Here is an 11,814-nt window from a genome sequence, read left to right as displayed (position 1 = left end):
CGTCCGGGGGTGCGGGGGGCGGTCAGTATCCCGCGACGGGGTCGATCACTCCCTCCAGCGGGCGGCCCGCGCGCAGGTTGCCCACGTTGCGCTCGACCCGCTCGCAGAACATCCGCGCGACGTACTCGGCGGAGTCGGCGCAGTGCGAGGTGATGAGCACCCGGGGGTCGGCCCACAGGGGGTGCCCGTCGGGGAGCGGCTCGGGGTCCGTCACGTCCAGGCCGGCGGCGGAGATCGTTCCCGCGTCGAGGGCCTCGACGAGCGCGCCGGTCTCGATGTGCGCGCCGCGGGCGACGTTGACGACGACGGCGTGCGGCGGCAGCAGCGCCAGTTCGGCGGCGCCGACGACGTGCCTCGTCTCCGGCGTCAGGGCGAGGGCCAGCACCAGGAGGTCGGTCTCGGGAAGCACGGCGGGCAGAGCCGAGGGCGGCAGCGTCTCGTCGCTGCCCTCGACCTTCTCGGGACGGCGACGGATCACCCGGATCCGGCACTCGAACGGCCGCAGGAGGCGGACGAGCTCGGTGGCGATGCCGCCGCCACCGAGGATCGTGACCCTCTGGCCGTGCAGCGACCGGGGGGCCGCCGGACACCAGCCGGGCGTCCGCGCCTGGCGGGAGAGGTTGCGCAGGCAGGCCAGCATCAGCATGAGCGCGTGCTCGGCGACCTGCCCGGCGAACGACCCCTTGGCGCAGCTGAAGACCCCGGGGCGGTCGAACACGCCGGATGTCGCGAACTTCTCCACCCCCGCCCAGGGGAACTGCACCCACTCGATCCGGGGGTGGGCCTCCAGCGTCGACCCGAGCAGCTCCGGCTCGCCGGGGATGAGCCACACCAGGCCGTTGGCCTCGGCGAGCGGGACGTTGGCACCGCCGCCGCGGGACACGGCCTCCTCGACCCCGAGCCGCAGGCGGTCGAGGTCGGCATCGGGGGAGTCGGGGCGGCCGTGGGACGGCTTCGCCTCCCAGGAGGGGGCTGTCGCGATGCGGGCTTCCATGAACGACATTCTGTCGTAGCCCACCTGCCGCGTATCACCGGTCCGAGGGCGATCCCGCCTCGCCGGTCACTTCCCGGCGGCCCGTGAGTAACACCGGAATTAGCCGGTATCGCACGAGCGCATGAAAAGCCGAGCGCGACGCATTCCACGACCTCGTCCGGCGGGAACCGGCCGAAAAGAAGGGCGTTGACCTGCATGGACTTCCGTCCGCGACGGCGGGACTCCGAGGGCGCTAGATTTTCTCCTGGGGAAGACGGGCATTTCTGGAGGGCGCATCGTTTTGGACAGAGGAACGATCATCGGTGGCCGTTACGAGTTGGATCCTTTGTCGCGTCGTTCCGGCGGAATGGGAGAGGTCTGGTTCGGCTACGACAACCGCCTCGACCGGCAGATCGCCATCAAATTCATCAAAACCGAGAGGTTTCCCGATGGCCGCCGGGACGAGGAACTGGCCAAACGTTTCGTCCGCGAGTCGCGGATCACCGCCCGGCTGGAACATCCGGGGGTGCCGACCATCTACGACTGCGGGCCGCACGGTGACGACCTCTACATGGTCATGCAACTCGTCAGGGGGTGTTCCGTCTCGGCACTGCTCGACGAGACGCGGGTGCCCGTGGCCTGGGCCGTGGCGATCGCCGCCCAGGTGTGCTCGGTCCTGACCGTGGCCCACGCCAACTCGCTGGTCCACCGCGACCTCAAGCCGGACAACCTGATGCTCTGCCCCGACGGCACGGTCAAGGTCCTCGACTTCGGCATCGCCGCCGCGCTCGCCTCCACGGACGCGACGAACCTCACGAGGACGGGCGAGGTGCTCGGCACACCGGCGTACATGGCACCGGAGCAGGCCTTGACCGGGACCGCGGGGCCGCGCAGCGACCTGTACTCCCTCGGCGTGATCCTGGACGAGATGCTCGCCGGGAAGAACCAGTTCGCCGCGCCCACGGCGCTGGCCTCGATGCGCAACCACACCGACGTGGCCCCCCGGCCGCTGCGCGCGAGAAGGCAGGAGGTGCCCGAAGGGCTGGAGCGTCTCGTCCTGTGGCTGCTCGCCAAGGCGCCCGAGAAGCGGCCGGCGAGCGCGGACGTCGTCTACGAGCGGCTGCTCGACTTCTGCCGCGAGCTGCCGCCCTTTCCCGGCTACGTCAACCTGGACACACCCCACCCGGTGCGCATGTACGCCACCGTCCTCGGACGCATCCCCTCCCAGCCGGCCGACGACCGGCGGCCCGCCCATCCGGTACGGCCGACGCGGATCAGGCGCGCCGGGGGACTGGCGCAGATCGAGCGCGCCGACATCGAGCGCGCCCGCAGGGAGGCCGACCTTCTCAAGGCGGAGGCCCGTTTCGGCCAGGCGGCGGACCTTCTCGCGGAGGTGGTCGGGCCCGCCGCCGGCTCCTTCGGCTCGACGAGCTCCGCCGTGGTCGACCTGCGGATCGAGCTCGCCGAGGCCCTCTTCCTCGGCGGTGACTACCGCCGGGCGGCGCCCGAGTTCCATCGGCTGGCGGCCGACGTCGCCAAGGTCGAGGGGCCGGACAACAACCTCGCCCTGCGATGCCGGTTGATGGAGGCGGGGTGTCACGCGGCGATCGGGGAGACGAACCTCGCCCTGGCCCAGCTCCGGCGACTCCTGGCCGACGAGAAACGGTTCGGCGCGGACGAGGAACGGATCCTCGAACTCCGGAGCCAGATCGGGATGGTGGAACTCGACGCGGGCAACAGGGGACGGGCCAAACGAGTGCTGGGCGAGCTGCTGCCGGACCTCGAACGCAGGTACGGCCCGTACCACCACAACGCAGGAAAGGTCCGCGCGATCCTTCAGGGACTCACCGATCGCTGACGGCCGCGCCGACCGGAAATGTCCTGCGACGATGCGTGGAAAAGGCTCACGGAATCGAATGGCGCGGACTTTCGACGATTAAGGCCGCGCGGATCTTTGATCGGCAACGCATAATGTCCGTACGGGAATCGGGGGATTCTTTTACGGGGAGTGACATTGAGGAATTACGGAGGTGGTCTCGCCGCGTGCGCGGGACTGCTGCTCGGCGCGACACTGTTGACGGCTCCCCCGGCGGCCGCCGCGGACGAGCCCGTTCCGGTGCTCGCCTACGGCATGGACGAGGGCACCGGCACCGTCGTCGCCGACGCGTCGGGTCACGGCAACACCGGCACCGCCACCCGCACCACATGGACGGACGGGAAGTACGGCAAGGCCATCGCACTGACCGCCACCGCGAGCAGAGTGATCGCGAACGACGTCCCGTCCCTGCGCCTCACTTCGGCGATGACGGTGGAGGCCTGGGTCAATCCCATGGCCGGGGGAAACTCGAACGTGATCGTCGGCAAGGGCACCCCGTACAACCTCGCGGCCTCCAGGGGGTCCGTTCAGACCCCGGCCACCACCCAGGTCTCCGGGCCCAGGCTGCCCGCGTACACCTGGAGCCATCTCGCCACCACCTATGACGGCCAGACCCTGCGCCTCTACGTCAACGGCGCGATGGTGGCCTCCAAGCCGGTTCAGGGCGCCATCACGGTGACCGCCTCCGCGTTCGCCGTCTCCCAATGGGGAGGTCTCGTGGACGAGGTGAGGATCTACGACACGGCGCTCAGCGAGGCCCAGATCAACGCCGACATGACCACACCGGTGACCGGCGGGGCTCCGAACAGCCCGCCGACCGCGCTGGAGGGCCTGGCCGTCGTCCCCGGGTACGGCAGGGCCGGGCTCTCCTGGCAGGCGAGCACCGACGACGCCGGGATCACCGGCTATCAGGTCCACAGATCCACGGCGGCGAACTTCACGCCCTCGGCCTCGACCCTGCTGGGCACCGTGACCTCCACCTCCTACGCGGATGTTCTCCAATCTCGCGGCACGTACCACTACCGCGTGGCCGCGATCGACACCTCGGGCCAGCTCGGGCCGCTGTCCGAGCCGGTGTCCGCCCAGGTGATGGAGCCCGACAACCCGCCCACCCCGCCCTCGTCGGTCTCGACCCTCGGCCACGGCGGGTCGGCGGCCGTGTGGTGGGACGGCGCCTCCGACGACCGTGGATTCAGCGCCTCGGAGGTCCACCGGTCGACGGTCTCCGGCTTCACCCCGTCGGCCACGACCCTGGTCGCCACGGTTCCCGAGCCCTCGTGGTGGGAGCATCTGGACCCCGTGCCGGCGGCCGACACGTACTACTACCGGATCATCATGGTGGACCGGGTCGGTCAGCGCAGCGCACCGTCGCAGGAGGCGGTGGTGACGACCCGTCCCGAGCCCGACCTGTCGCAGACCCTGGCCCTCGCCTACGGCATGAACGAGGGCACCGGCACGACCGTGCGGGACGGCTCGGGGAGGGGCAACGACGGCACGGCCTACGACACCACCTGGGCGGACGGCAGGTTCGGCACGTCCGTGCGGTTCTCCGATGATGGCGATGGCTGGATCTCCACGCTGCCGTCCACGTCACTGAAAATGACCGAGGGCATGACCGTCTCCGCCTGGGTCAACCCCTCCCAGGAGACCGGGACGCGCCCGATGCTCTTCAAGTGGACGAACGCGAAAACCGACTTCAGGGTGTTCACGTCCGACGGGGGCCCACCGGGTCCCTCCATCGTGGCTTTCGACGGCACGTCGAGTTACGGGTCCAGGCTGTCGAGCTACCGCACCCTGCCCGTCGGGGTCTGGAGCCATCTGGCGGTCACCTTCGAGAAGGGCACCTTCGCCCTTTACATCAACGGGGAGTTGGAAATGCGGAGGGGGTCGTCTTTCTCCCCGTCCGACGACGTGGCAAGCTTCGGGATCGCGGGTCCGACTGTCGACCCCTTCATCGGCAAGGTCGACGAGGTCAGGGCCTATACCGCCGCCCTCAGCCCGGCCCAGATCAGGACCCTCATGGAGACACCGGTTCCCTGACGAGGGGGGCAAGGTACGGTCCGCGCGCCCACCGCGGACCGTACCGGTACGGAGACGGCGGCGGGAACGATCGAATTCAGGGGAGTCGTCGTCCACCGGAAGCGGGCCGGGCCGTGACCGTCGCGGTCGATCGTTCACATCGCGTGAATCGGGAGGAGTGGCTCATGAATCGGGAGGAGCGGCGAGGCCTGTCCCCGCGTCCCGCCGGGTTCGGGTCTCGTCGCTCCTCCTCCTGCCCGGGAGGTCCGGCACGCTCTGATCCTGGAAGCCTGACACGGCGCCCATGAGAGGCGGTCCCGCCCATCGCCGATCAGTTCGTACGGGTGTTGGGGAGGTGCTCGCCCAGGTAGCCGATCCAGACCTTGCCGGTGGCGCCGCCGGAGTCGTCGTGGAAGTACATCCGGGGCGCGGGGTAGCCTACGGGCCGAAGCTTGACGTGGGACTCCATCAGGACCTGCCCGCCGGGGTTCACCTCGGGCGGGACGGCGAAGGTCCGGCGGTCGCTGAACTTGGCACGGGTGACCACGCTCTTCGACTCGCGCATGGACAGCATCCCGGTGGGGATGGTGAGGCGGCCGGGAGAGCCCTGGGCGCACCACTCGTAGAAGCCTCCCGCGAACTCCCCGCCAGACCGCGCCCTCGCGAAGTCCTCCAGGGCGCGCAGGGAGTCCCATGCCTTCGCCGCCCACGTACGTGAATGGGCCGGGTGGTCCAGGTCCAGCCGGGCGGCGGCGCCGTCGGTGTCGCCGACGACGATGTGGCGCAGGCTCTGGCGGGCCTCGGCCAGGACCTCGCTCAGGCTCGCGGGCTCGAAGACGGGAGTCTCCCCGGTCACGCCGTACACCGGCTGGCCCGCCTCGGCGAGCCTGCCCTCCAGCCAGCGGACCCGCTCGGTGAGCTTCCTGACACTCGTGACGGCCTCGGCGTACTCCTCGGTGAGCAGCCGGTGCTCCTCACGGAGGCTCCTGATCCCGGCGGCGGGCCGGTCGCTCCCGTCCTCTGCGAAGGGCTCGTCGCCACGCCGTTCCGCGACGACGTCGCGCAGGCCGGAAAGGTGCGCGCCGAGCGTGCGGAGCTCGCGGAGCACCCTGGCGGAGTCGCCGCCGGTGGCCTGCGACGACGTGGCGAGCCCCAGCGCCGTCTCCAGCTCCCCGCGCAGTTCCTTGACCACCATGTCCGCCACCACCTGGGCGATCTCCTCCCCGCCGGACGCCGGGGCACCACCCCCGGAGACGGTCTCCTCGGCCTTCCCGGCCTTCTCCGGATTCCCGTTCCCCGTGGGGGCGGACGGCTTCCCCGATCCCGATCCCGATCCTGCGCCTGTTCCCGAGCCCGAGTCCGCGCCTGCGCTTGAGCTCGGCCCCGGCCTCGGCGTCCCGGCGGAGACCTCGGCGGTCGTGCCGGTCGTGCCGGTCCTGCCAGGCATGGCGGGCGCGGGGCGCCGGGTCATGGCCATCATCCGCCGTCGCAGTTCCTCACGGGCGGAGTCGGTCTTCGCGGGCCGGAGCGCGGCGGCCGCGGCGATCTCACTCAGGTCGGCACGTCCGGCGAGTACGCGGTAGACGACGTGAAGCGTCCGCTGGACGTCCTCGGGAAGCTCGCGTTGGACGATCTCACCGACCGCTCCGGTGGCGATCAGGTCGAGGGCGGCGTCGCCCTGATCCCGGATCATGGCGACGCCCATGGGCGGGTGTCTGCGGGGGTGGCGTTCCCCGGCGGGATCGAAGGGGGCGAGGTAGGTGCGGATCCCGCCGCCGAACACCCCCAGCTCCTTGCCCATCGCCTTGTTGAACCGGTTCTGGGCGCGCAGGTCGGCCAGCCGCACCACCAGGCTCGCGCCGGTGACCGCGCCGGCCAGATAGTCGGCATGGGCCCGCGCCGCCTCCGGGTTCTGAGAGTCCACGGACAGAACGAGGATCGGCACCCTCCGGAGGGGCTCGGTCATCACGGGGATGAACCGGTCCATGCCATCCTCGTGGAGGACCACGGGGCCGTCCTCCATGCGGACGCCGCCGTCGCTGATCCGCGCGGTGCGCAGGTACGCCGGAAGGAAACCGGGCACGCCGACCACCGCCGGTTCGCGCCTTTCCCGACGTTCCGGCTCGCGCCTTCCCTGCCGGTACGGCTCTCGCCGGTGCCGTTCCGGTTCACGCCCCTCGTGCCGGTCCACGGTGACGATGACCCACCCGGTCATGCCCGGCACCGACTCCGCGTAGGTCACCCGGGTCCGCAGGCGCCCTTCCCCGTACGGCTCGTCCAGCGTGTAGCGGCCGCAGTCGCCGCGCCGTTCCATCGTGAGCCGTGCCTGGCCCGCCTCGGCCTCGACCATCGCCCGCGCGGCACCCGGGGGCGGGAACCCCTTCCGCACGACCCATTCCGAGAAGGTGCGGCGCAGCCGGATCGAGATGGGGGCGGCCGGGTCGCGCAGCACTGCCTGATATAACCGCGTCACGTTCGACGCCATAGTCACGACACCTCATATGTCATCAACCTGGGGGATGTACGGCTCATGTCCGATAAAGGGACGCCAGTCGTACGGGGTTGGATGTCAGCCAGGCTCCGCCGGTTTCGGTGAGCGCACTTCGCGAACCATAAATGCTGTTTTAGTGCGCGATTAAGCTGTATTAGACATAAATCGGGTTCATGGGTCAGATGTGCTGCCGCAATCGGCCGACTTTGTCGTACCTCAGTGTGACGACGTGTTGACGTGGTGTCGCGGTCTTTCCGTGAGATCGCCGCTCAGTGGCCATCCGGGGCGGCATAGGCGGGACCGCTCAGGAGGCGTCTCATGTCCCTGATCCCGTAACCGGGATGGTCACTGTGCCGGGGACGCCTCCGGCCGTACTCTCCTCATCGAGGACGAGCACTTCGCCGTCGCCCCTCGGCGCGAGCTCGCGGGCGGCGCTCAGCCCGGCCGGCCCGCCGCCGTCCCCATCGCGTCGCGGCCCCTAAGCGCCTTGAACTCCGGCCACTCAATGCCGCGCGGCGGAAGGCGGAACCTTCGCTGGGGCGGACCGGATCTCCTCTTCGAGCGCGTCGACGAGTGCCCTGGCCGCCTGGCGCAGTCGGGTGCGGCGGGCGGTGAGATCTTCGGTGAACGTCCGGGCCTTCGGCCCCACCCACACCGGCTGACCGGTGAACTGGCCGTGGGCCGGGTCGAGCGCGGCCTCAAGGATGGCGACCCGCGCCCTGACCTCCGCCAATGTCTGTTCCAGCACCTGACGCCGCGGGTTGGGCACCAGATCCTCCGGGCGAGGATTCATATATCCCTCTTCGGATGCCGATACATCAGGCGGACTATTGGACATTATTGGATCTACGGCACCTCGGCCAGGCCTGGAGGAATGCATGACACGTTTTGTGCGGTGCGGCGTCCTGGTTTGCGTGGTACTGCTGGCGGTGTCCGGGTGCGGGGACAGTGGTCCCACGGCAGCCGAAGCGGGCGAGACCCTTAAAGCGCACATAATTGAGCTGATGAAGCAGAGTCACGCTTTGAATGTCCGTATCACCGATCCGGGTGGACGCGACATGCCCTGCGGGGAGGGCAAGGCCAAGCGAACCTTCGCGGCCGTCGGTAAGGATCCGGCGGAGGAACGTGGGCCGGACAGTCTCAACAATCTCCTGCTTGGGGCACTTTCTGGAGTGGCTTCCTATCGAATTTCCGAAGACAGAGGCAACGCCCCTATCCGGCTCGCCAACGACGAATACAAGACAATGATCATTTTGGAGTCGCCAGGCAACGGGAACTACGAGGTCAGGGGCGAGACCGAGTGCCTCCCGAACTCCTGAGCTAACTGTCGAAGGCCAGGCCTCGTTCCCTCCCTCGCTTGTTGAGGCTCTCGAACTGGTTTGCCATTTGACTGGACAGCCGTCCTAGCGAGAGTTCATCGTTGCTCCCCATCCCGTTGGCGGCTGCCCACTTCTCGAAGGCTTCAAGTCCCTTGTTGCCCTGCTTGATCAATTCGGAGAACGGTTTAAGGTTGCCCTTGACGTCGGCGATGGCCACGCCGGGTGGGCAGAGCTCCTGCCACTCCGCGGGTGTCACTTTCGGAGTGAAGCCGTTGGCCATGAGGATCTGCGCATACGTGTGCTGGCGGCCGAGGGTCTCGATGGCGTCCTTCTTGTCGGCCAAGTCCACCCGTGTCTCGTCCTCTTCGCCGAAGATGTCTCCGGCGGTGTCATAAGTGGAGAAGGAGAAGCCCACAAGTGTCCAGAAGTATGACGCCGCCTTGGCTGGGGCGAAGAGGCCCGCCACCCCGATAGTGGTGTCGCGCAGGTATTTCATCATGTCCGCTTGCTTTTTGTCGGCTATGTCCAGGGTGCCTTGGATCTTCTCGATGGCGGCCAGTTCGAAGCCGCGCACGTTGCCCAGTGCGGTGAACACCTGGTCCATGTGCTTGACGTCGCCGGTGCTCCGGGCCGTCGCCGAGGCGTCGGCGATGAGTTTCATGCTGAGGGCGCCCATTCCCTTTTCGAATGGGGCGAGGTTCGCTGGGGAGTCGGCGAAGGTCTTCAGGAAGCGGTAAGTGTCCTTCGGGCTCAGGGTGAACGCCGCCGTCGTGCCGAAGGCCGAGGTGAAGGGCTTCAGCGCGCTCTCCTCGGTCATGTTCGTGTCGCCGATGTTCGCGCCCTCGGTGATCTCGGCGGCGTAGGCGCCGGCCAGTGTCGACATGAAGATCCTGGCTTTCGGGGCGACCTCCATCGGGGTGGCCGGGGAGTCCGTGGTGCCGTCGGTGTTCTTGAGGTCTCCCATGATGGTCATGACGTTGAAGGCGAACTTCGCGGCCTCGGCGCTGTGTGGGCCCTTCTCGTAGGCTCCGCCTCCGGCGGCGAGCATCCGGCCGAACTCCGTGCTGGCGTCGAAGTCCATGCCCCCCACCCGCTTCCAGGGCTGTTCGGGGCTCCTCTTGCGGTTGAGCTCGGTGAACAGGTCTCTGAGGGCTTCGCGGGACATGGCGTTGAACAGGCCCCTGGCCACGTCGGGGTTGTTGGCCAGGGTGGGCAGCAGCGGGGCGAGGTCGGTCTCCCAACGCCGGGGGCGGGTGCCGTCGCCGGCGCCGACCGGCTTGCCCACCCTGCTCCGTGCTATTTCGGTGAGCCACGCGGTGGGGAACATGCCGTGCCGGAGCAGGGACGTCAGCTCGTGGTCCGGCGCCTTCTTGAGGTTGCCAGCCTGCCAGGCGGAGCCGAGGAGGGCCGGTTGCGCGCCGACCGCCGTGGCGAGAGCGTCGCCCATGACCTTGCGGTGCTTGTCGGCCGCCTTCTTGTCGTATCTCTCCAGGCGGCTGATCATGCTGAGCATGCCCTCGGGGCCGAGGGACCGGAAGAACCCGGCGGTGAGGTAGGCGTCCTTCTGCCCGTCGGCGAGCTTGTCGAGGATCCGGTCGTAGGCGGCGTTGGACCGGCCGGGGGAGAGCTCATGTAGACGCCTGAACTCCGCGGCGAGCTCGGTACCCTTCTTGGCGTTGCCCGCCGGGGACTTTCCCGTCTTCTCGTCGTAGGGCAGCAGCCCCCACCGGAACGGGTCCTGGAGCGGGTCGCCGGTCCACAGCGAACCCTGCTTCGGGATGTGGGGCGCCTCTCCCAGCATGGGGAGGTCCTGGTCGATCGTCTCCAGGCGTTCGCGCAGTTTCGGCAGCTCGTCACCGACCCAGCCGTCGATCTCCCTGATCGGCCCCAGCCCCGCTGCCGACACCTCGGCCGCCGCGAGCAGCTGCCGGATCCGCTCGGACTGCTCGCCGATCACATCGCGACCGCGTTCCAGCGCGGTGACGAAACTCCGCATCAGATCGGGGTCGATTCCGGTGAAGTCCGGCGACGTGGGTCCCGTTCCCGGCGACATCGACTTCACCCTCCCCGTCATTCTATTTCTGATTATTTCACCCTAGTTCTAGAATGAGTTATTTTCATCCGCCGTGACAGATAACCCCAGGCTCTGATGGTTGGTCAAAAGACGGCCGAACAGTCATGGAAGCGTGCATCGCCGACGCCGCATCTCGTTCGTCATGTGACCATTGGAAGATCGACTTCATGGGAGTGGCTCGCTAGGGTTGGGCGCTTCGCTCATTTGACCCCTTTTCTCGCTCCCCAGGGAAGTGCACGTGCGCCGCCATCGTTTCGGTCGTCCCGCCGCCTTTGTCGCGGCCGGATATCTGACCACGGTCGTCGTGACCGTTGTCGTCACGCTGGTCACCGGCGACGGCGGCCTCCTCCAGCGGCTCGTGTTCCACTGGGAGGAGCCGCGGTTGGAGGAGCCGCCCCCGGGGTGGTACCTGTTCTTCCTGGTCCTGGCCGGCGGGGCGCAGGGCTGGGCCCTGTGGCAGATCCTGCGCGGGCGGGTGGCCGGAGAGACGGGCGAACCGGGGAAACACGTCCGCCGGCTGCGCGTGGTGCTCTACGCCAACCTGGCCGCCAATCTGATCTTCGCGTTCGAGCCCGATCTGCCCTGGTGGGCGTACGTCATCGTCGAGGTCGGCCAGCTCGCTCTCGTGGTGTTGTTCTACCGGGTGCTGGACGGCGCTTCCCGTGTCCTGCGACTCACCGCGCTCATGGTCGGGACACTCGGCGTGGCGGGTTTGATCGGGGAAGGGGTGTCCGAGGAGTTCGGTCTCCGGCCGGTCGAGACCCTTTTCGAACTCGTCCAGCTGAATGGGCTGACCTGGGCGGTCTGGATGCTGCTGACCCTTGTCGCCCAGGCCGGGGACGGTCGCTGGGGGAGGGCCACCGTATGGTCGGGGGCCGCGTGCATGGCGCTCCCAATTCTCGGCCTGCCGATGATCTTCGGTCTTCCCTACGGCGGCGATCTTCTTTTCAGTCTTTGATGTGGCTGCGCGCACGCCCTGCGGGCATGAAAATCGGGGGTGGTTGCCCGCCGACGTCGAGTCCGCCTGGTGCCTGGTCGAGGCCGGTTTTCAGTCTGACGCCG

The 11,814-nt window shown here is 68.5% G+C and carries 9 protein-coding genes; 4 read left to right on the top strand and 5 right to left on the bottom strand.

The window, feature by feature from the left end; all coding sequences use genetic code 11:
* Positions 1-22 precede the first annotated feature (22 nt).
* Positions 23-994 carry a D-isomer specific 2-hydroxyacid dehydrogenase family protein gene (locus ACSDR0_RS20185; RefSeq protein WP_435290392.1) on the bottom strand — a complete coding sequence of 324 codons (972 nt, stop codon included), beginning with the start codon at positions 992-994 and terminating at the stop codon, positions 23-25.
* Between the two features lie 346 nt (positions 995-1,340).
* Between ACSDR0_RS20185 and ACSDR0_RS20180 the strand changes: the two genes are divergently transcribed.
* Both ACSDR0_RS20180 and ACSDR0_RS20175 read left to right on the top strand, forming a co-directional pair.
* The gene (locus ACSDR0_RS20180) at positions 1,341-2,831 is read left to right on the top strand and encodes a serine/threonine-protein kinase (RefSeq protein ID WP_435290391.1); all 1,491 of its coding nucleotides are present in this window, start codon (positions 1,341-1,343) and stop codon (positions 2,829-2,831) included.
* Between the two features lie 156 nt (positions 2,832-2,987).
* Entirely contained in the window at positions 2,988-4,889 is a 1,902-nt protein-coding gene (locus ACSDR0_RS20175; RefSeq protein ID WP_435290390.1) for a LamG-like jellyroll fold domain-containing protein, read from the top strand.
* 310 nt (positions 4,890-5,199) lie between these two features.
* Here ACSDR0_RS20175 and ACSDR0_RS20170 read toward each other — a convergent pair whose 3' ends face one another.
* From ACSDR0_RS20170 to ACSDR0_RS20160, 3 genes are all read right to left on the bottom strand, one after another.
* Positions 5,200-7,341, bottom strand: a complete 2,142-nt coding sequence (locus ACSDR0_RS20170; protein ID WP_435290389.1) for a hypothetical protein — start codon at positions 7,339-7,341, stop codon at positions 5,200-5,202.
* Positions 7,342-7,675: 334 nt separating this feature from the next.
* Complete coding sequence (locus ACSDR0_RS20165) at positions 7,676-7,798, bottom strand: hypothetical protein (protein ID WP_435290500.1); 123 nt, start codon at positions 7,796-7,798, stop codon at positions 7,676-7,678.
* Between the two features lie 63 nt (positions 7,799-7,861).
* On the bottom strand, positions 7,862-8,152 hold the full coding sequence (locus tag ACSDR0_RS20160) for a hypothetical protein (protein ID WP_435290388.1): 291 nt from the start codon (positions 8,150-8,152) through the stop codon (positions 7,862-7,864).
* A 211-nt stretch (positions 8,153-8,363) separates the two neighbouring features.
* On the opposite strand from ACSDR0_RS20160, the gene ACSDR0_RS20155 reads away from it, so the two are divergent.
* Positions 8,364-8,678, top strand: coding sequence for a hypothetical protein (locus ACSDR0_RS20155; RefSeq protein WP_435290387.1), 315 nt, complete (start codon positions 8,364-8,366; stop codon positions 8,676-8,678).
* A 1-nt stretch (position 8,679) separates the two neighbouring features.
* Here the strand turns inward: ACSDR0_RS20155 and ACSDR0_RS20150 are convergent, their stop codons facing one another.
* On the bottom strand, positions 8,680-10,731 hold the full coding sequence (locus ACSDR0_RS20150) for a hypothetical protein (RefSeq protein WP_435290386.1): 2,052 nt from the start codon (positions 10,729-10,731) through the stop codon (positions 8,680-8,682).
* Between the two features lie 259 nt (positions 10,732-10,990).
* Here ACSDR0_RS20150 and ACSDR0_RS20145 point away from each other — a divergent pair, with 259 nt between their 5' ends.
* The gene (locus ACSDR0_RS20145; RefSeq protein WP_435290385.1) at positions 10,991-11,710 is read left to right on the top strand and encodes a hypothetical protein; all 720 of its coding nucleotides are present in this window, start codon (positions 10,991-10,993) and stop codon (positions 11,708-11,710) included.
* Positions 11,711-11,814: the final 104 nt, after the last annotated feature.

Origin of the sequence: Streptosporangium sp. G11, from assembly GCF_051192615.1 — a bacterium.
Classification (GTDB): Bacteria; Actinomycetota; Actinomycetes; order Streptosporangiales; family Streptosporangiaceae; genus Streptosporangium.
This window is presented reverse-complemented; position numbering and strand designations above follow the sequence as displayed.

Bases quoted from the DNA above. Each gene is read 5' to 3' on its own strand.
- ACSDR0_RS20185 (WP_435290392.1), bottom strand. From the start codon at position 994: ATGGAAGCCCGCATCGCGACAGCCCCCTCCTGGGAGGCGAAGCCGTCC.
- ACSDR0_RS20180 (WP_435290391.1), top strand. From the start codon at position 1,341: ATGGGAGAGGTCTGGTTCGGCTACGACAACCGCCTCGACCGGCAGATC.
- ACSDR0_RS20160 (WP_435290388.1), bottom strand. From the start codon at position 8,152: ATGAATCCTCGCCCGGAGGATCTGGTGCCCAACCCGCGGCGTCAGGTG.
- ACSDR0_RS20155 (WP_435290387.1), top strand. From the start codon at position 8,364: ATGAAGCAGAGTCACGCTTTGAATGTCCGTATCACCGATCCGGGTGGA.
- ACSDR0_RS20150 (WP_435290386.1), bottom strand. From the start codon at position 10,731: ATGTCGCCGGGAACGGGACCCACGTCGCCGGACTTCACCGGAATCGAC.